The sequence below is a fragment of the Clostridium zeae genome (genome assembly GCF_017312485.1).
In the GTDB taxonomy this organism is placed as follows: Bacteria; Bacillota; Clostridia; order Clostridiales; family Clostridiaceae; genus Clostridium_AR; species Clostridium_AR zeae.
The window spans coordinates 236,160-256,207 of record NZ_BMBA01000002.1; the positions used below are offsets into that span (position 1 = coordinate 236,160).

At 32.2% G+C, this 20,048-nt stretch carries 18 protein-coding genes; all 18 read right to left on the reverse strand.

All coding sequences use genetic code 11. From position 1 onward, the window contains the following. Window position 1 precedes the first annotated feature (1 nt). Entirely contained in the window at window positions 2-442 is a 441-nt protein-coding gene (locus tag J3477_RS10405; protein ID WP_206869895.1) for an aspartate carbamoyltransferase regulatory subunit, read from the reverse strand. Then, a complete protein-coding gene (gene pyrB, locus J3477_RS10410) occupies window positions 442-1,365 on the reverse strand; it encodes an aspartate carbamoyltransferase (protein ID WP_206869896.1) in 924 nt (307 codons plus the stop codon). The genes J3477_RS10405 and pyrB overlap by 1 nt, the downstream gene beginning before the upstream one ends. A gap of 611 nt (window positions 1,366-1,976) precedes the next feature. Beyond that, window positions 1,977-2,684: an ABC transporter ATP-binding protein gene (locus J3477_RS10415; RefSeq protein ID WP_206869897.1), complete on the reverse strand. Its 708-nt coding sequence runs from the start codon at window positions 2,682-2,684 to the stop codon at window positions 1,977-1,979. A gap of 30 nt (window positions 2,685-2,714) precedes the next feature. Next, entirely contained in the window at window positions 2,715-3,959 is a 1,245-nt protein-coding gene (locus tag J3477_RS10420; protein ID WP_206869898.1) for an ABC transporter permease, read from the reverse strand. A 17-nt stretch (window positions 3,960-3,976) separates the two neighbouring features. Further along, a complete protein-coding gene (locus J3477_RS10425) occupies window positions 3,977-5,137 on the reverse strand; it encodes an ABC transporter permease (RefSeq protein ID WP_206869899.1) in 1,161 nt (386 codons plus the stop codon). 353 nt (window positions 5,138-5,490) lie between these two features. Next, on the reverse strand, window positions 5,491-6,111 hold the full coding sequence (locus J3477_RS10430; RefSeq protein WP_206869900.1) for a DUF5105 domain-containing protein: 621 nt from the start codon (window positions 6,109-6,111) through the stop codon (window positions 5,491-5,493). A 604-nt stretch (window positions 6,112-6,715) separates the two neighbouring features. Next, window positions 6,716-7,372 carry a class II aldolase/adducin family protein gene (locus tag J3477_RS10435; protein ID WP_206869901.1) on the reverse strand — a complete coding sequence of 219 codons (657 nt, stop codon included), beginning with the start codon at window positions 7,370-7,372 and terminating at the stop codon, window positions 6,716-6,718. 113 nt (window positions 7,373-7,485) lie between these two features. Continuing rightward, window positions 7,486-8,184 (reverse strand): L-ribulose-5-phosphate 4-epimerase, encoded by a 699-nt coding sequence (gene araD / locus J3477_RS10440; RefSeq protein ID WP_206869902.1) that lies wholly within the window; start codon window positions 8,182-8,184, stop codon window positions 7,486-7,488. A gap of 211 nt (window positions 8,185-8,395) precedes the next feature. Continuing rightward, the gene (gene rpiB / locus J3477_RS10445; RefSeq protein ID WP_206869903.1) at window positions 8,396-8,830 is read right to left on the reverse strand and encodes a ribose 5-phosphate isomerase B; all 435 of its coding nucleotides are present in this window, start codon (window positions 8,828-8,830) and stop codon (window positions 8,396-8,398) included. Beyond that, the gene (locus J3477_RS10450) at window positions 8,830-10,374 is read right to left on the reverse strand and encodes a phosphohexomutase domain-containing protein (RefSeq protein ID WP_206869904.1); all 1,545 of its coding nucleotides are present in this window, start codon (window positions 10,372-10,374) and stop codon (window positions 8,830-8,832) included. The genes rpiB and J3477_RS10450 overlap by 1 nt, the downstream gene beginning before the upstream one ends. A 286-nt stretch (window positions 10,375-10,660) precedes the next feature. Next, a complete protein-coding gene (rpe, locus tag J3477_RS10455) occupies window positions 10,661-11,320 on the reverse strand; it encodes a ribulose-phosphate 3-epimerase (protein WP_206869905.1) in 660 nt (219 codons plus the stop codon). Window positions 11,321-11,336: 16 nt separating this feature from the next. Next, window positions 11,337-12,254, reverse strand: a complete 918-nt coding sequence (locus tag J3477_RS10460) for a transketolase family protein (RefSeq protein WP_206869906.1) — start codon at window positions 12,252-12,254, stop codon at window positions 11,337-11,339. Between the two features lie 2 nt (window positions 12,255-12,256). Further along, window positions 12,257-13,075 (reverse strand): transketolase, encoded by an 819-nt coding sequence (locus J3477_RS10465; protein ID WP_206869907.1) that lies wholly within the window; start codon window positions 13,073-13,075, stop codon window positions 12,257-12,259. A gap of 17 nt (window positions 13,076-13,092) precedes the next feature. After that, complete coding sequence (locus tag J3477_RS10470) at window positions 13,093-14,142, reverse strand: galactitol-1-phosphate 5-dehydrogenase (RefSeq protein ID WP_206870722.1); 1,050 nt, start codon at window positions 14,140-14,142, stop codon at window positions 13,093-13,095. A 400-nt stretch (window positions 14,143-14,542) separates the two neighbouring features. After that, window positions 14,543-15,961, reverse strand: a complete 1,419-nt coding sequence (locus J3477_RS10475; RefSeq protein ID WP_206869908.1) for a PTS galactitol transporter subunit IIC — start codon at window positions 15,959-15,961, stop codon at window positions 14,543-14,545. 18 nt (window positions 15,962-15,979) lie between these two features. Beyond that, a complete protein-coding gene (locus J3477_RS10480) occupies window positions 15,980-16,285 on the reverse strand; it encodes a PTS sugar transporter subunit IIB (protein WP_206869909.1) in 306 nt (101 codons plus the stop codon). A gap of 24 nt (window positions 16,286-16,309) precedes the next feature. After that, window positions 16,310-16,759, reverse strand: coding sequence for a PTS sugar transporter subunit IIA (locus tag J3477_RS10485; protein ID WP_228731265.1), 450 nt, complete (start codon window positions 16,757-16,759; stop codon window positions 16,310-16,312). A gap of 19 nt (window positions 16,760-16,778) precedes the next feature. Then, window positions 16,779-19,649: a sigma 54-interacting transcriptional regulator gene (locus tag J3477_RS10490; RefSeq protein ID WP_206869910.1), complete on the reverse strand. Its 2,871-nt coding sequence runs from the start codon at window positions 19,647-19,649 to the stop codon at window positions 16,779-16,781. Window positions 19,650-20,048: the final 399 nt, after the last annotated feature.

The window sequence follows — 20,048 nt, forward strand, 5'->3', positions numbered from 1 at the left end:
TCTATTCCTCCAGTCTCATCGTAAGTTTATGTTCCTCATCACAATAACTACATCTATACGTACCCTTATCTCTGTTAGTCAGTACAAATTTTTGAGGGATATAATCCTCTACAGTAGTAATACATCTTGGATTTTTACACTTTATTAAATTTTCAACTACACTTGGAAGTTTGGGTTTAAGTTTTTTTACTATACTTTCACCTTCAACAATATTTATTGAAATTGAAGGTGATATAAGTCCTAATATCTCATAGTCGATATCTATTACATTATCAATCTTTATAATATCTTTTTTACCCAATTTTTTACTCTCCACGTTTTTTATAAGTGCTACAGAGTAATCTGCACTGTCTAAGTTTAGATATTTATATATGCTGTTTCCCATTCCAGCTGTGATGTGATCTATAACAATACCTTTTTTTATACTAGTAACTTGAAGCATTATCTCACCCCCAAAAGCTTTGCAATAAGTGCCATTCTTGCATACATTCCGAATTTAGCTTGTTTAAAATAACATGCTCTTTCATCTTCATCTATAGAATAGTCAATCTCATTTACTCTAGGTAGTGGATGCATTATCATAAGATCCTTTTTAGCCTTCTTTAATTTTTCTTTATCTAAAATATAGCTATCTCTAAGTCTTAGATATTCTGCTTCGTTAAAGAATCTTTCTTTTTGTACCCTAGTCATGTAAAGTATATCAAGCTGTTCCATTGAGTTCTCTAAAGTTTCCACTTCTATAAACTCAATATTATTCTTTTTTAAAACTTCTTCTCTTATATAATCAGGAATCTTTAATTCACTTGGAGAAATTAAGATATATCTATTATTGTCATATCTTGACATGGCTTTTAGTAAGGAATGTACTGTTCTACCAAACTTTAAATCCCCGCATATACCTATAGTCATATTATTAAAGGTACCTTTAAGCTCTTTGATAGTCAGTAAATCAGTTAATGTTTGTGTAGGGTGTTGATGACCTCCATCTCCAGCGTTGATAACTGGAACTTCGGAGTATATAGACGCTACCTTTGCTGAGCCTTCCTTTGGATGTCTGATTGCAATTATATCTGAATAGCAGCCCACAGTTCTTATTGTGTCTGCAAGACATTCACCTTTAGAAACAGAACTTGAATTAGGTTCTGAAAATCCAATTACTTTACCGCCGAGTCTCATCATAGCAGCTTCGAAACTGAATCTTGTCCTAGTACTTGGTTCGTAGAAAAGAGTTGCTAGTAGTTTGCCATCGCAGACTTTAGAAAATTCTTCTGGACATGACATTATGTCACTTGCTAATTTGAATATTTCTTCTAATTCTTCTTTAGATAAATCCATAGGATCTATTAGACTTCTGCCTTTTAACATATTCATCTCTCCTTTTTAACATCTCGGTGTTAATTTAAAGAAGGAAAACTATATAGAATGCTAATATTATTTTGCCCATCTGCCTTTTAAAAGTATAGTGTAGAAATTATGGCAGGCGACATATTCTTATTTTTTATTCTTTAACTTATATTATGTTTTAAGTCTGTTAGCATAATTTCCCACAGATCTCATCGAATTATAATTTCCTAAAGAATAAAAAAGCCTTCCTAAAAAGGAAGGCATAATATCGCTACGGTAGTAAACAGATAAACCCCAAATCACCTATGTTACATAAGGTACTTAACTACTTATAATTTTGCTTGGTTTATCCTAATTTTAGCATTAATATAACTTCCTTATTGATCTCTCTGGATCAAGTTAAAGGTTAATTGTTACACATAGGATATCACTTATTGCCTATACTGTCAACTTTTATTTAGGGGGTATTTTCGCTTACCTCAAAGCACTACAACCCGCATTCTATGAGTAACTTTTTAAATAGTTATATTTTTTTATTTTTAACTTTTTCCATATATAACATGGCAAATTTCTTACTTTTTAAACAGTTAAATTTTTTTCTTTCCTTACTCTTTTATTTGAAAATTTCTGAATTATACTTTAATACTATCCTTCACAACTTGTCCATCAAGTATATCAATCCTTCTGTTGCAATAGGCTGATATATTCTCATCATGAGTCACTATTATGACAGTCTTACCTCTCTTATTTATGTCTACTAACAGACTCATCACTTCTCTGCCGTTCTTTTGATCCAAGGCTCCAGTAGGTTCATCAGCAATTACTATCTCTGGTTCTGTCACCAAAGCTCTTGCTATGGCAACTCTTTGCTGCTGCCCACCAGACAACTGGTATGGATACTTAAATCTATGTTCCTTTATCCCTAGAGATTCTAGCATGTTTAAAACTCTTGAATTGATTTCCTTCCTTGAAAGCTTATCTTTTCTCTCAGAATATAAATTTTTATATATTAATGGAAGCTCTATATTTTCTTGAACAGTATAATCATCAATTAATGCAAATTGCTGAAAGATAAATCCTATACTATTATTTCTAGTATGCGCCATCTCTAAGGAACTTAAGCTTTCAACTTGTCTTTTATCAATATAATATTCTCCAGAAGATGGTTTATCCAAACAGCCTAAGATATTTAACATTGTGGTTTTGCCTGACCCAGAAGGTCCCATAATAGCAACCATTTCTCCTTGTTCTATGTTTAAAGATACATTCTCCAAAGCCATAGTCACAGTTCCATAAGTAATGTATTTTTTCACTACATCTCTGATCTTTATTTGACTCATTTAACTCACTTCCCTCCATTTAATTACATTTTAAGCTTCTCTAATTAACTCTATCGGTTCTAGTTTAAAGGTTTTAATAACTAATGGAATTACAGAAATAAGCATAAAAACTCCTGCAACAAAATATGCTATACCTACAACTTTTAAATCTATTAATATTTGAGGCACAAAATGCTCAACACCAAAAGCGCATAAGTAAGCAGCTACTCCAGATATGATGTACAATAATACCAGTTCTAATCCAAACATAATGGATAAATTACTTTTTCTAGCTCCTAAAGCAAATCTTACACCAATTTCTTTTTGTCGTTTTATTAAGGTTGAAAAAGAAACACTTAAGATCCCAAAGGATGATAGTAAAAGCATTATTATTACATAAAAAATTCCAGTATAATCTTTTTTAGCATACTGCTCTAATTTCGCATATCTATCTCCCACATTTATCATTGTAATATTATGAGTCTTTATCTTTTCAGTATATTCTTTTTGCATCGTCTCTACATCAGCATTATTTTTCAGCTTTAATAGCAATGTCTGAAAAGCCTCTCTAGTTCCATCGGCATATGCAGGTAATTTTGAGGAAATAACTACATATCCATTGTTTTGTAATCCCAATTCAATAACCCCATCCTGTTCTGTAGGCTTAGTTGGGTCTAATACTCCTACTATTTTATACTTTATAGGTTTATGAGTTTTATAATCCATCGCACCAGGTAGCTCAACAATAGAACCAATTGGATTTTTCTTTTCTAAAGGTGGTCCTATCAAAAGTGGTACTAATTCATCTTTATTTTCATTGTTTTTATAATAACTCTTTAAACTCTCTCCTTTTGTAACTTTATAATCATAAAAATCAACTGCATTCCTATCATCAAAAATAGTTAAGAGATTTAAAACGCTTGCTTTAAGTTCTCCTGGATTATTAGCATTAGGCCTTATAACATCAACATAAGTTTTTCCTATCTTATCTACTCTATTATCTTTCTCGAGTAATTTACTCAGTTCTAAAGTAGGCATCCTACTCCCTTTATCTTGTCCAATAAAACTGTTTTTTGTTAAATTATCCTCATTAACAAATTCCATCGCATCTTCATTTACTCTGAAAATCTCTGGGGCAATTACCTTTAAAGCTTCATCTACATATGAAAAACTATATTCAAGCCTGCCTAAAATTAATAGCATAATAAAAAAGCATAAAAACAGTTCAATTATCAATAATATATTTCTCTTTTTTTGTTTGAGGAATGATCTCCAAGTCATTTGCAAAATCTCCAATTATAAACCCTCCTTAATTAAATAGCTTTTATAGCATCTGCCGGATTCATATCCAAGGTTTTTTCTACAGGTATTAGTGATGCAAAGTACCCTATGAACAAAGCCAACCCTAAGCTAACGGTAAAATTTATCCAGGATAGATTAAATGTAAATTCATATTTATTAACCACTGGTTCAGCAAAATTTAATAATAGAATTTGTACTAAGAGTGCTAGCATCGAAGATATTACAGCAACTAAAAGCATATCTTTCTCTACACTCCTTTTTATATAAGCATCATTAGCTCCCAATACCTTCTTTATGGATATTTCCTTCTTCCTTCCGTCTATCCAAAATATAGATATATTAATAATATTAATTAATGCTACAATAAGTAATGGCAAGCTTATTACTACCACATCCATAAATACTTGACTAAAGGGTACCGTCAAATTAATATCGTTCTGCACATCATATCTGAAATTATTGTTAAATTTCCAACTCAAATCACTTAATACGTCTTTTATACGACTTTCATTTACTCTGAATAAAACATTTATACTAAGCTGACTTTTATCACCGTTTCTAGCTATTGTCTTTTCATTAAATTTACTGATATACTCTTTCGGCAGCGAACCGATAGGAATATATGTTACCCTATCGAAATTGGTATCCATATATTTTTTCCCTATTATACCTGTAACTATATATTTATTATTGTAAAAATCAATTGAATCTCCTATTTTAACTTTAAGTTCCTCTGCAATTGCACGGCCTAATACTACTCTTTTTGAGTTATCTTTGCATTCCTCTGGAGTAATAAATCTTCCAGAATATAAAGCCGGCTGCCAATCTGTTTTTTTCTCATAATAAAAAGGAACCACCTGTCCTTGACTAACTTTTTTATCTTTCACAAACTCTTCAATATCCAACTTCAAAACATCAATCTCTGAAGTTTTCCCTAATTCTTTTAATAGATTAATAGTATTGGTTTTATACACCCCATCATCTTCGTTATGTATATATATGGCCGTCCTATTCTCTAATTTACCAAAATTGCTTTGATTGTATTCGAAAGCCTTCTTCTGAATACCGCTTATTAATACCGATACAACAAGTATAGATATTACATATCCAATTACAATTATCACAAATTGTATTGGTCTCCGTTTCCAACTTCTTCGTGTATTTCTTAACATAATATTTCTCCAATTTACTTAAAATTACTTTGCTGATGATGCACCTACTATTATTGCGCATACGTTTGCACGATTCAAGAAATACCGTTCGTTTGTTTCTGACAAATATCACCATTAAATAATAATATGCTAGTTAAGTTAGAAACTCCATACATAATCCAATTTAAAAGCACTATACTTTTCTACGAAAAGATAAGCTTTTCACTCTATATTGTGAATGTTTTGCCTTAATACTGGCTCCTATACAAAAAGTCCTCTATATTCATAAATTTTATGAATATAGAGGACTTAAAATTTTTCATCTATTTAATATTTTATTATATGCGTTGTCAACTTATCGTATAAATTTATAGTTAATTTACTATTGACGACATCAAGTCAACTAATTCGCTTTCCTTTGGCATCCATATATTGTTTTCTTTAGTAAAGGTCAAAGTCATAGTCTTAGGATTTTCAACAAGAACACCATCAGCAATTTTTCCACCAACAATTTTAAAGGATTCTTGGTATATATCTTTCTCAGTCATAGATGGATTAGCTACATACTTTTTCTTAAGCTCATCTTCAGCTGTTTTTGCTATCTTCTCCATATCGAATCCATTTAATTTCACTTCTACCTTTGCAGTATCTTTATCTTCAGATATTTTCTTTACCTCATATTTTACTTTTTTTAACCCTGTAAGTATATCGCTTTTAAACTTATCTTTTACTTCGTTAGTTAATATGTTTTCATCCACCCCTGCAGATGAGATCCCCTTCATCAATCCATTTTCAAAAGCATCTCTTATACCAGTATATTCTTTTTCAGATATACCTACCTTATCTATACTACTCTTATCATCTTTTATCACTACATCCAAAATTATTTTCGCACTCTCTTCTGGAGTTGTTTTTGGTCCACCGCAAGATATTAAAGCTGCAGCTGAAAGCATGATGGTCAAAAATAGAATACTAATCCTTTTTAAATTTTTCATGTAGAGTCTCCTTATAAATTAATGATTTAAGTAAAAAACCACCCACTCAATTTCAACAATACTCTTAAAAATATCAATAAATTCAAGTAGGATTTTACCAAAGACTTTTACCTATTTCCCTAAGTAATTTATTTACTTAATCATTATATTAATATAAGGATAATGTGTTACTGAAAGTTAATTATAGTTTTAAAATTAGGGGATGTTTAATAATATTGTTGAAATTAAGCGGTTATGCAGGAGATGCTATATGAGCGAGCTATTAGAATTAAATGATTTTTTCAGATGGAATGGCTCTAAAAATCGCTAATTGTTCTTTATTAGTGATTTTTTTACGCATCTGCCTTTTCTGAACGTATGTGAAGAAATTCTGGCAGGCGATATATTTTTACTTTTTACTTTTTAATCAGATAGTATTTTTATTTTATTAAATTTAAGATATAAAATCTTTATAGAATGCGTGGATTTTTAAAAAGTAAAACTGTACTGTTCGAACGTAGTGAGTTTACAGTTTTAGCCATGGAATATGATAAAATCATATTAATTCTTTGCGAAGGCTCATTAAAGCATTGGATGAATAACCACTTAATTTCAAGATTCATTTTTAGAAAATAATTTCAGAAGGATATTTCCATTTGTTTATTTCTTCTAAACTTACCCTATCTGGTTCTTTTCCCAAATTTAGTATAAGAGCTCTATAATATATTTCTGCTAATTCCTCAACATAACTGGCTTTTAAAAGTGCCTCTTCTATATTCTCATCACAAGTAACAACTCCATGACTTTCTAAGAGAATTGCATCGGATATCTGAATTGGATCTATTACACTATGGGCGAGAGCTTTTGTTCCAGGTGTTGCATATGGCGCCACTGGTATAATTCCTTTTTTTAAACCTAGTACAGAGCACTCATATACAATAGCAGAGATTTCTTTATTTAATACAGCAAAAGCTGTGGCAAACTTCGAATGGGTGTGAACTACTGCCTTTACGTCATTTCTAGTTTTATATATCTGCAAATGCATAAGTAATTCACTAGTTGGTCTTAGGTTAGCCTTACTTTCAATAACATTTGCCTCTAAATCTACTACACAAATTTCATCGTAACTTAATTTATTACGATCTTTTCCTGCTGGTGTCACTACAACAAATCCTGTTTCTACATCGAAAATACTGAAGTTTCCAGACTTGTGCTTACAGAGCATAAGTCTATCTGCTTCTTGTGCCACCTTTAACAAATCTTCTTTTAACTTTTCTAACATCTTCTCTCCCTCTCATAAACAATGTTTTTATATTCTTACTTTACTAATTTAAAAAAAATTAGTAGCACGATTTATTTTTATATTATCATGCTACTAATTATATAAAGCTTTATCTACCCTCTATTTGATTGTCCATAATATGAATTAGCACCATGTTTTCTTAAGAAATGCTTGTCTAATAAATTGTTATCTATTGAACCTATATCTGAATTTAAATTCAAAGTGTCATAAGCCATCTTACAAACTTCTTCTAATATAACTGCATTATGAACTGCGTCATCGGCATTTTTTCCCCAAGTGAATGGTCCATGACTATAAACCAATACTCCAGGCATTTGATTTGGATCTATATCCTTAAAAGTTTCAACTATAACATTACCAGTCTCTTCTTCATATTGTCCCTTTATCTCAACTTCATTTAGCTCTCTAGTACAAGGTACTGTTCCGTAAAAATGGTCTGCATGAGTTGTACCAAGAGCCGGAACACTTTTTGTAGCTTGAGCCCAAGTAGTAGCCCATTGTGAATGAGTATGGACTATTCCTCCGATGTCTTTAAAACTTTTGTATAGAACTAAATGTGTAGGTGTATCTGAAGATGGTCTTAAACTTCCTTCAACTACATTTCCTTCTAAATCTACTACAACCAAATCCTCTTCAGTCATATCATCATACTCAACTCCACTTGGCTTAATTACAACTAATCCACTTTCCCTATCTATAGCACTAACATTTCCCCAAGTAAACTTAATCAACCCATACCTAGGTAAATCCAAATTTGCTTTTAATACCTTTTTCTTTAATTCTTCTAACATTATAATATACCTCCATTATCCCTCAAACTGTTGGTATCACTATATATTTATATAATTTTATATTTATATAATCATATATTGATATAATTTTATATCCATAAATTTTTATATTTTTATATTTAGTTGTGGTTAATACTATCCTTTAAATTAAGCGTTTATACAGGAGATGCTCTATGAGCGAGCTACTAGAATTAAATGATTCTTTAATCATTTATTTTTCATATTTTGCAATCTGTTCTAATCTCTTAGTGTGGTGTTTACCTATGAACTCCGTACGAAGCCAGGTATCCACAATCATAAGAGCCAATTCTTCTCCAATTACTCTCCCACCTAAGCACAGTACATTTGAGTCATTATGTTCTCTTGTCGCTTTCGCTGTAAAACAATCTCCAACTAAAGCGGCACGTATTCCTTTCACCTTATTAGAAGCTATTGATACTCCAACGCCTGTACCACAGCAAAGAATTCCTTTGTCATAATTTCCTTTAGCAACTTCTTCGCTAACATTTATTGCAATTTCAGGATAATCAACACTTTCTTCTGAGAAGGATCCAAAATCCTTATACTGAATCTTGTTTTTATCCAGATAATTTTTTATTATTTCTTTAAGCCTATAACCGCCATGATCACAACCTAACGCAATCATTAAATCATCTCCTTGACTTTCATATCTGTACAATCTAAATGTATATATTCTTCTAAAAAACTTTTAAGCCTATCTAGTATGATATTAATTCCTCCCTCATAATCGGACTCTATATTTAAAGGCAATACTGGTTCATGTAAGGAAAGCCTTAGTAAGAACCATCCATCACCATTAGCTTTATCACAGTTTACTCTTATCCCTTCGTAATTTACTGTATCTATGCTCCATCCAGGTAAGTCCTTTATACATGCTCTAAGTTCGGATATTATTTTTTCACCATAAGCCCTAAAATCTTCTGTCTTTATTTTCAATCGAATATCCGAACTCTCCTTAGGCTCCTTTAAGTCATTTATAAGATAAGAGATATCCTTTCCTTCTTCCTTTAACTTGGCCACTTTTATTAATATCTTAGCAATCAAGTAAGCTCCATCATCTAAAAAGTAATTTTCCTTTAAGGCTGCATGTCCTGAGGTTTCGATTGCCAAATGACATTCCTTACCTTCATTATTTAAATGTTTAGCTTCATTTATAACATTTTTGTAGCCTCGTTTAAATCTATGATGAACCCCTCCTAGGTCAGCTATAAATTCACTTAAGCCTGTGGAGGTAACTGAATCAGTGACTATATAGGATTTTGGATGTTCTTCAAGCACAATGGACGAGATAAGAGCTATCAATGCATTCTTGTTTACTTCTTTGCCAGTTTTACTCACTATTGCTGCTCTATCAACGTCAGCGTCAAATATTATTCCTAGATCCGCTTTATGCTTTAAAACAGCTTTACTCAAAGCTTCCATAGCTGCCTTATCCTCTGGGTTAGGTATATGATTGGGAAACCTTCCATCTGGATCAATAAATTGACTTCCTTCTGTATCTGCACCTAAGCTTTCTAAAACCTTACTTACAAAAAACCCCCCAGCTCCGTTTCCTGCATCCACAATAATCTTGCTTCCTGCTAAAGGTTTTTCCACTTTAATTTCAGTATTAAAAGCTACTTCCTCTCTTATTTTATTAACTAAGATCTCTGCATACTGGTCAATAAAGTTTATTGACTTTACTTCTCCAATATTTGAAACAGTACTTTTGAAGTTTGCTGCGAGTTTTAATATATTGGTTATGTCCTCTTTTTCACAGCCACCATTCACTGTAAAAAATTTAAGTCCATTATAATAATAAGGAAGATGACTGGCAGTTATCATAATTGCTCCATCACACTTATAAGACTCCACAATAGTTGTCATAAACATAGCTGGAGTTGTACACATACCGCAATCATAGACTTCACACCCAGACTGCTTCAATACTTCTATTAATGTAGTTTTTAAACTTGGTCCTGACAACCTGGAATCCATACCTACTGATATCTTTACTTTTATCTTTACTTTATCTTCCTTATTTGATCTATTACTTTTTATCCATGCCGCAAAACCATATCCGATAGCTCTTACTTTCTCAATTGTAAGGTTACACCTAAGATTGTCATATTCAATAGCTACACCTCTGATATCAGTGCCACTTTGAAGTTTTTTTAGTTCTTCTATCATAACAAATACCTTCTTTTTATTAGGCTATGTTTAAGAATATTGTCGAAATTAATCAGTTATACAGGAGACTCTATATGAGCGAGCTAATAGAATTAAATGATTTTTTCAGATGGAATGGCGTTAATAAACTGTACTGTTCGAACGTAGTGAGTTTACAGTTTTAGCCATGGAATATGAGAAAATCGTATTAATTCTTTGCGTAAGCTCATTAAAGCGTCGGATGATTAACTAATTAATTTCAACATAGTGCTTTAACAGCGCCTTTTATGAAAAATACTTAGATACTTTAACTAATTTTACTGTTAAATTGCCTTAGAGTTTCGCAGACATCGCCGTTTTCAAACATCGCAGACCCTACTACTATATCCGTACACCCAAGTTCAATAACATTACTTATATTTTCTAGATTTATTCCTCCATCAACTTGGATTTCAAGATCTAAACCATTGCTTAATTTAAGTTCATTTAATTCTCTTATCTTTTCCTTCATCCCAGGAATAAAAGCTTGCCCTCCAAATCCTGGCTCTACAGTCATTACAAGAACCTTGTTAACCATTTCTCTCACATGTTTTACAGTTTCTATTGGCGTAGCAGGATTTAATGCAATACCAGCTTTAATACCAAAGCTCTTAATTGTGTGTATGGTTTTATATAAATGAGTACAAGTTTCTACATGTACTGTTATTGTGTCGGCACCTGCTTCAACTAATGAATCAATAAATATCTCTGGATTTGCAACCATTAAATGAACATCAAATTCTAGAGTATTGCTTATCTTTCTTAACATTTTTATTTGATCTGGTCCAAAGGCTATATTGGGAACAAAATTACCATCCATAACATCTATGTGAATAGCTTTTATTCCACCTTCTTCAAGGGTCTTTATATCTTTTTCTAAATTACAAAAGTTAGCGCCTAGTATTGAAGGTGATATCTTTATATCCATCTCTGCTCTCCTTTACTTAAAGTTCTTTAACTGTAGTTACTATATTTTCAACAGTTAGCTTATAATGTTTTAATATTGCCTCAGGAGTTCCAGACTGACCAAAAACATCCTGTAACCCAATTCTTCTCATGGTTGTTGGGCATTGTTCTGATAATACCTCTGCTACTGCTGAACCTAATCCCCCTACAACACTATGCTCTTCTACAGTTACAACCCTTCCTATCTTTCTAGCCAAATTAACTATAAGTTCACTATCTAAAGGTTTTATAGAGTGAATATTTACAACTGTTGCATTGATTCCATCGCTTTTTAGAACCTCTGCTGCCTCTAGAGCTTTTGCAACCATTATGCCAGTTGCTATTATAACTACATGTTCTCCATGTCTAAGTATTTCACCTTTTCCTATTCTAAAGTTATAGTCATCTTCATGCATTACAGGAGTTGCCGCTCTTCCTAATCTTATATAGACTGGTCCATAATATTCTGCTGCTGCGAGTATTGCTTTTTTTGCCTCTACTGCATCAGAAGGACTAATGACAACCATATTTGGAATGCTTCTCATAAGTGAAATATCCTCAATTGCCTGATGACTTCCTCCATCTTCACCTACAGTTACTCCTGCATGAGTTGCTGCAATTTTAACATTCAAATTTGGATAAGCTACTGAGTTTCTTATCTGCTCAAAGGCTCTCCCTGCAGCAAACATTGCAAAGGTACTAGCAAAGGGAATCTTACCACAAGCAGCGAGTCCCGCAGCAGTTCCTATCATATCTCCTTCTGAGATACCCATATCAAAAAATCTCTCAGGAGCAAACTTTTTAAATTCAATGCTTTTAGTAGCCTTAGCTAAATCAGCATCAAGAACTACTATCTTTTCATTTTTACTTAACTCTTTTAAAGCTTCTCCATAAGCTTCTCTAGTAGCTATATTCATCGTTATTCTCCTCCTTTAAGTTCTTTTATTGCTTGATCTTTCTGTTCTTCATTTGGAGCAGTTCCATGCCAAGAAGCCTGATTCTCCATAAATGAAACACCTTTACCCTTAATTGTTTTACATATTACTGCTGTAGGCACATTTTTAGCCTTTTTCGCATTTTCCAAAGCATTTTTTATCTGCTCTATGTCATGTCCATCTATAACTTCTACATTCCACCCAAAGGCTTTAAACTTTTTATCTACTGGATTTACATTCATCACTTCTTCATTTGATCCATCTATCTGTAATCCATTTAGGTCTATAAAGGCTAATAAATTATCTAATTTATAGTGAGCAGAACTCATTGCAGCTTCCCAAATTTGTCCTTCCTGCAATTCTCCATCACCTATGATCGTATATATTCTGTAATCACTTTTATCCAACTTTGCTGCTAAAGCCATTCCATTTGCTGCAGATAATCCTTGTCCTAAGGAACCAGTTGACATATCAACTCCTGGAGTTTTCTTCATATCAGGATGTCCTTGTAACATAGATCCAAATTTTCTTAAGCCTTTTAATTCTTCCTTAGAAAAATATCCTCTCTCAGCTAAAGTGGCATATAAGGCAGGAGCTGAATGTCCTTTTGATAAAACAAATCTGTCTCTTTCTGCCCATTTGGGGTTGTCTGGATTTATATCCATTTCATTAAAATATAGTACTGTAAGCATCTCAACTATGGATAAAGATCCACCTGGATGTCCAGATTTTGCTTCTCCTATCATATCTACAATATTAATACGTATGTTTTTCGCAATATTTCTAAGAATCAATGAGTTCATTTTAATCACCTTTCTAACTAAAATTGTACTAACACTTTATTAAAGTAAATTTTTCTATTTGCCATGTCTGATAGATACTGACCAACCTCTTCAACTCCAATTTTATGTGATATCATTGGTTTAAACTTTATTTGCCCTTTTGCCATAAAATCAAGAGTCGCATGCCACGCTTTACCTGGGTATGGAGATGTATATGAATTCCATGAGCCTTGAATCTTTATTTCTCCACGTAATACTTTTTCTATTCCATTTTCCTTCAATGGTAGATCAGAATGTGAGATTCCTAGGAAGACTATTCTCCCTTTCTTTTTTGCTACTAGAATTGCCTGTTCCTGTGTAAACTTACTTCCAGCAGTCTCTGCCACTACATCTGCACCACCTTTTGTTATTTCAAGGATTGTCTTTACTGCATCACATTCCTTTGAGTTAACAGCTATGTCAGCACCTAACTGCTTAGAAAGTTCAAGCTTTTCACTGAAAATATCTACTGCTATAATTTTTGAAGCTCCAAAAATCTTTGCCCATTGAATAGTGAACTGACCTATAGGCCCACATCCCATAACAACTACAGTATCACCAGGCTTAATTTCTGCTTTTTCAAGACCATGATATCCTATAGTTGCTGGTTCTACTCCTGCAGCTGTTTCAAAATCTAATCCCTCAGGTATTTTTAATATGTGTTCCTTTGGAACTTTTGTATACTCGGCAAAGGCACCATCACTTCCTGTTCCTATTATGTTATAGTGCTCACATAATCCATAATTGCCCTCTTTACAGTACTCGCATTTGCCACATGGAATTAATGGTGCTACCACCACTCTATCTCCTATATTAAAATCATTAACTGCTTCTCCCTTTTCAGCTATCTCTCCACAAAATTCATGACCTAAAACCAATGGATATTTTCTTGCACCACTGATCATTGCTCTAGGTAAATCAGATCCACAGATACCTGCGTATTTTACCTTTACAAGCACATCATCTTCCCCTATTTTAGGAATGTCTATCATCTCAAATCTTATATCACCTATCCCATGTATAACCGACGCCTTCATCTTTCCATTCATCACAGTCATTTCTCCTTTCCTAAGATCCTTTTTTTAAAGTTTTTCTTTCGTTAATATATAAGCAAACTCTGTGCCAACCATAATCTATAAATTCTAAAGCCAATCAATGTACCTACTTTCAAGTAATAATAACTTTTTTCTTACATTTTCCTAAAATCATATATATTTCATAAAATGTTTAACACTTTTGTATGTATTTTTCTAATGGCTACGTTTGCGGATATTCTTGAAATTAAGTTGTTATACAGGAGATGTTATATGAGCGAGCTATTAGAATTAAAGCATCGGATGTATAACCATTTAATTTGACAGTTACTTTAACAAATCCAGAGCAAAAAATAAAAGCTGTACAAAGGATTTACTTAAAAACCTTCATACAGCTCATTTTTAATTTATCTTACTATACAGCTTCTTTTATTTCTTCTTGAACATTTTTTCCTGCTTGTTTTTCTAAATAATCATATACCACATTTTTATTCTTTCTAAATAAAATTAGTAGTACTGCATATACAGCAACAGCCAATGCTATAAAGATAGGATTTTGACTTAAGAATGCTAAGAATACTAGTCCCATTAGAGGCTTTCCTAGGATGTTAAAGCTAGTTATCATTAAAGCTCCTACTGGTAAAGATACTCCTACACCAACTGCTATTTGAGTAAATAGTGGTGCTGTATAAGTACACATATATAAACCTAATCCAAACCATATTATGCCGTTAACTACTGTCTTTGCTATATTACCATTTGTTAATGCAATTATTCCTTGTACCATGAATGGTAAGGCTAATAAGTCAACTACTGGAAGAACCTTATTTCCTGGTAATACCATTGCTACTATTACCATTATTGGTATTAAAACAACTCCACTTATTAGTGTTGCTGGTTCTCCATAACCAGTAGCATCATTTACGCCCAAGAACCAAGTACGATTTACATTTGTATCCTTTTTAAGTGATTTTCTTGCAGCTTCTGTAATTGGAAGGAACGCCTGTGCAAAAAGTCCAGCTATTCTTGGGAATATAGCCATGATACAGCTTGTTGCAATACCCATCTTGGCTATTTCTCCCCATGCACTTAATGTACCTAAACTTGTAAAGTTACCTAATATTCCTATAAAAATACCTAATAATAAACCTAAAGAGATTGGTTCACCAAAGAAACCTAATTTTTTCTGCAAAGTCTGTGGATTTAACTTTATCTTATTGAAACCTATTAAATTTAGTAAAGGATCTATTGCAGCAGTAAAGATTGCTGCTTCAATATTATGCATTGCAATAATAGTACAGTTAGGGTATCCATAATATGTTGACCATCTTTTCGCCATTAATTCTGCTACCAATAAGCTATACATATTAAGTAATATCATACAACCTAATGCTAATAACATATTGTGGCTTACTACAAACACCATTGAGCCCCAAACTATATATGAGTAGTTGTTCCATAAATCTGAAGGTTGGAATACATCTGTCCATTTTAATAAGAATAATCCTGTCTGAACAATCAAACCAACAGCTAGAAAGATCATACCAGGTTCAGTTGAGAATGCAACCAACGCAGTTGCCTGCCAGCCTACATCAAATACTGGTAGGTGAATACCTGTATTATTAACCATCTTCTGAACTACTGGTGATATTATAGGTGTAAATGAATTTAATAATAGCGTAAATCCTTCAAGTCCTACCCCTGCATAAAGTGCTGAGAAGAAAGCCTTTTTTGTTTTTACCTTTAATATTTTAGCAATAATAAAGATCATTATAGGTACAAATACAGGCGCTCCAAAGGTGTCAAATACTTGTTTTAAAATTTGAAAGAACATATTAATACCTCCTCTATTTTACTTTTTTGATAACTCTTTAATAACTTTCATAACTTCATCTAAAAATTCTTCTTCCCCAAAACCAGTCAAGAATCCAACAGCATTTATTGTAGGTATGCCATAGTCTGCCTTAGGCAATGGACTAGTATGTGTTATGAAATCAAATCCACCTCCTTGAGCAAGGTTTAAAGCCTCTGTTGGTTTAGCCTCTGTTGCTGTAATTCTTATTCCTCTTTCTTCTAATTCGTCTTTAAGCTTTTCCGCTATCATTGAAGAAGTAACTGTACCTGAACCACATACTGATAATACTCTAAAAGTTTTCATAATTTTATCTCCTCTTTTTTATATTTAAACTGATAGACAGTCTAATAAATTTCTTATTTCTTGCTTTGATTCTGCATTTTGGATACGAATTAATAATTCTTTGTTTTGAAATACTGACATTAAGGTTTTTAGAAGTGTGACTTGGGCATTAGGATTTTTCACCGCTAGTAAAAATACTAGTTTAACCTTAGTCTTTTGCTCAGGATCAATCATCATATTGAACTCTACTGGTCGCTCTAAAGTTGCTATTGCAATTGCAGACTCGTTTACATGTCCAGGGTCAGTGTGTGGAATAGCAACACTAAAATCATCGATTGGCAATCCTGTAGGAAGTTTTTCTTCTCTACTTATTACTGCATCAACATAACTTTCTAAAACATATCCCTTAGATTTCATATTGAAACCTAATTTTTCTATAACCTCTCTCCATGAACTTGCTTTTAATTTTAGTTCGATTAAATCTAAATCCAACATCTCTTATTCACTCCTTAAGTTAATTTAATGTGTAATATATTTTTTCTTTAAATTTTTCTAAGCTTTCTGTTGCCTTAAGTTCATCTATAAACCCTTGATTTAAAAATGGTTTAAGCATACTCTTTACAATCTTCTTGTCATTGATCATAAGCGTCGGCAAGCACACTATCTGCACATTACCAAATCCCCAATTTATTGGCCTTTTCAGCTTTACAAAGACTATAGATGATTTTTTAACCTCTGAATTATCTCCATGTGGCATTGCTACTCCGCCTTTAAAAAATGTTGGTACAACCTCTTCTCTTTTAAAAACAGACTTCATAAATTCTTTGTTTACATAGCCTTTATTAATTAGGAGTGAACACATTATTTCAATAAGCTCCTTAGAGTTTTTAATGTCTGGCTCAAAAAGTATTAGATCATCATCAAAAATTGAGCCTATATTAGATTTACTATGGTTCAATACAAACTCTAATTCTCTAGAACCATGATTCATATAAAACGGATCGTAGGGGATAAAGTTAATGCCTTCAATCTCTGGATTTATAGTTCCTACGATTGCGATGATTTTATAATTACACTGTATTTCCTTGATTTTATCTTTCAGTTTCTCATCCATCATTCCAAGCTGGAAGATTTTTAAATTCGGATATTTTTTTTCATAAGATTCTTTTATAAATAAAGCAGTACCATCACCTGTCAAACATAGCGTAACTATGGCTTTTGGTTTTGAAGTTTCTTCCACAATTAAATTTGTATAGTTTGTCCTTGACCTAACTAGGCTAAAATAAATTTCATCAAGATCACAATCCTTGAGAGATGCTTTTCTAACTGCCTCAATTACACTAAGCAAATCCACCCTATCTATTGTTCGAGTTTTTATTCCTAGCTTTTCTGTTACTAGTTCACCAACTTTAACTAAAGATCCCATGTCAACTAGGAATATTATTCCCTTTCCTTCATCAACAATTTTTGAAAGTACTAATGCCTTTTCATAGATTATGGATGGACTTTCACTCAGTGGCATATCTATGGCTATAGGAAAATCTACATTTAACAATTGTTTTGTCACTTTAATTATTTCGGTTGCGATTTGCCCGTGAGACAGAACAATTACTCCAACCTTACTTTGATTAGGCTTTTTCTCTGTAACAGCATTTATATACATAGCAATAAATCCGATTTCATCTTCAGGTACTTTTATGTTCTTTTTCTCTTCAAGCTTTTCTGAAAAATTAAGTGCTATCTCATACTCATTTTTCAATTCCTTTTTGATTTTTGTAAGATTTATATTTATAATTTGCTGTTTTAGTCTAATTCTTTTTATAGCCTCTTCCAGGTGAATAGCTAAATATATAAATACGTTTTCATTTGAGCTATAGTCTACATTTGCATTTATAATATTAAGCTTAAGCTCTTTAATTAGCTCAATTAATTCAGCATCTACAAAATTAACTAATTCATTTAGGGTTACTAAGTGATTTTTTTCATTCTTGAAGCCTAAATCTTTAAATTTGTTCATTATAAATGCCCATAAGATTTCTTCACACTGGTTTGACGCCATCTCCAACTTTAAAAGTTCGTTATATTTCTTTTCTATTTGAGAATAGAAATCTTCAAGCTCTACATCTTTGTGTTTTACCTCTTTGTTAATCACTTCAAGTTTACTTCCTGAATGTGGTATAAATATTATGTCTTTAATATACTTTCTGACTTCAACAATATTTATGTCTTCAAGCATCAAGCCATTATCTACAATATTAGATTCAAGAACTTCGTCATACCCTATATTGATTATGTCTTCTTCTCTATTAATGTGTTTCATAAAGGCTCTAGCACAAATCACCTTTACAAGACTTTTTAACTGACCTATATTACCACCAAATCTTTTTAAAGATAGAATCTCAATTACTCTTCCTTCAACATAGATTTTATAATTTATCCTGTCACACTCTTGCTGGAAAAACTGTTTTATCAGATCAATTTTTTCAACGAAAAATCTGTCTTTTAATGAAGGTATTGCTATAACCATAGGAATTCTTCTTCTAAAGGTTAGCAAAAGTTCTGATTCAATATTTTCTGTAGTAGCTCCTATGAACATAATATTTACTTTTCTTTCATTCTTAGTTTCACCTAGTCTCCTAAAAGTTCCCCTATCCAAAATAGAGAATAGAATTTCCTGTCCTTTAGGCGGCAATCTATGAATTTCATCTAAGAAAAGTATCCCATTGTTAGCTTGCTCTACAAGACCTTCACTATCAGAATCCGCTCCAGTAAAAGCACCTTTTTTATAACCATAAAGTAAAGATAGTATAAGCTGAGGGTTATCGCCATAATCAGCACAGTTGAATATAACAAGCGGCATATCATTTGTTTCATTTCTATAGACCTTAGCAAAATTATACATACATTCTGCAAATTGAGTTTTTCCAACTCCACTTTCTCCAGTTATCAAGGTTGGTAGTCCAAATGGAGGGTAAAGAATGGCTGACTTTGCCTGTGCAATTGCTCTCTTAAGACTGCCATTATATCCTGTTAAACTTTCAAAAGGATCTAAGTTTTCTTCTACATCACTTACAACTTCTATATTTTTACCGCTTTCCTCCAAGATTTCTTCTACAACATGCCTTGAAATATCAAAGCCTTCTTGCAATAGTAACCTGGTTATCTTACTTATATTTACTTTTGGATCCTTCTTTAATATTTCATCTATAGTGTCCTCTAGATATGGCTTTCTTCTTTCTCTTGAATTTCCAATATTAAGTTCTTTCCTCAAGGCAGTAATGTTCTCTCTTGAAGTGGCTAAGAGTTTAGCAAGCTTAACATCGGTATAAGGATCTTTCTTATTTTCATTTTTTATTAGATTTAAAAACTTTTCCTTCAAACTCATATCAAGTCCCCCTACGCTTATTATATTTAGCAATTGTCGTGCCAACCATATTTCAAATCTTAACAACTCCTTCCACATAGCTTATAGCGCCAACAAAACCATCATGTATACATTTTCAAAAAACTACTTACGTTTTCGTATATACATTTTCCTAAAATTAAAATACATTTTTTTATTTCTATTACTTATTGTTAAAAGGTGCATCAAGAAAACTTACGATATTCAGGTTCGAAAATCGTTGATGTATAAATTTTAGGCATGTATAAATTAATAATTACCCTTTGAACACTAAAGTTTTGTGAATTATTATAAATTTAAAAATTCTATTTGTTGTTTTATACATCCCCATTACTAAATACTGTAAAGAACCAAAAAATCCTTTGTAATTCATATATTTAA

What these genes read in the sequence shown, in the direction of transcription:
- J3477_RS10405 (WP_206869895.1), bottom strand. Translation starts at nt 442, where the DNA reads ATGCTTCAAGTTACTAGTATAAAAAAAGGTATTGTTATAGATCACATC.
- pyrB (WP_206869896.1), bottom strand. Translation starts at nt 1,365, where the DNA reads ATGTTAAAAGGCAGAAGTCTAATAGATCCTATGGATTTATCTAAAGAA.
- J3477_RS10415 (WP_206869897.1), bottom strand. Translation starts at nt 2,684, where the DNA reads ATGAGTCAAATAAAGATCAGAGATGTAGTGAAAAAATACATTACTTAT.
- J3477_RS10425 (WP_206869899.1), bottom strand. Translation starts at nt 5,137, where the DNA reads ATGTTAAGAAATACACGAAGAAGTTGGAAACGGAGACCAATACAATTT.
- J3477_RS10430 (WP_206869900.1), bottom strand. Translation starts at nt 6,111, where the DNA reads ATGAAAAATTTAAAAAGGATTAGTATTCTATTTTTGACCATCATGCTT.
- J3477_RS10435 (WP_206869901.1), bottom strand. Translation starts at nt 7,372, where the DNA reads ATGTTAGAAAAGTTAAAAGAAGATTTGTTAAAGGTGGCACAAGAAGCA.
- araD (WP_206869902.1), bottom strand. Translation starts at nt 8,184, where the DNA reads ATGTTAGAAGAATTAAAGAAAAAGGTATTAAAAGCAAATTTGGATTTA.
- rpiB (WP_206869903.1), bottom strand. Translation starts at nt 8,830, where the DNA reads ATGATTGCGTTAGGTTGTGATCATGGCGGTTATAGGCTTAAAGAAATA.
- J3477_RS10450 (WP_206869904.1), bottom strand. Translation starts at nt 10,374, where the DNA reads ATGATAGAAGAACTAAAAAAACTTCAAAGTGGCACTGATATCAGAGGT.
- rpe (WP_206869905.1), bottom strand. Translation starts at nt 11,320, where the DNA reads ATGGATATAAAGATATCACCTTCAATACTAGGCGCTAACTTTTGTAAT.
- J3477_RS10460 (WP_206869906.1), bottom strand. Translation starts at nt 12,254, where the DNA reads ATGAATATAGCTACTAGAGAAGCTTATGGAGAAGCTTTAAAAGAGTTA.
- J3477_RS10465 (WP_206869907.1), bottom strand. Translation starts at nt 13,075, where the DNA reads ATGAACTCATTGATTCTTAGAAATATTGCGAAAAACATACGTATTAAT.
- J3477_RS10470 (WP_206870722.1), bottom strand. Translation starts at nt 14,142, where the DNA reads ATGAATGGAAAGATGAAGGCGTCGGTTATACATGGGATAGGTGATATA.
- J3477_RS10475 (WP_206869908.1), bottom strand. Translation starts at nt 15,961, where the DNA reads ATGTTCTTTCAAATTTTAAAACAAGTATTTGACACCTTTGGAGCGCCT.
- J3477_RS10480 (WP_206869909.1), bottom strand. Translation starts at nt 16,285, where the DNA reads ATGAAAACTTTTAGAGTATTATCAGTATGTGGTTCAGGTACAGTTACT.
- J3477_RS10485 (WP_228731265.1), bottom strand. Translation starts at nt 16,759, where the DNA reads ATGTTGGATTTAGATTTAATCGAACTAAAATTAAAAGCAAGTTCATGG.
- J3477_RS10490 (WP_206869910.1), bottom strand. Translation starts at nt 19,649, where the DNA reads ATGAGTTTGAAGGAAAAGTTTTTAAATCTAATAAAAAATGAAAATAAG.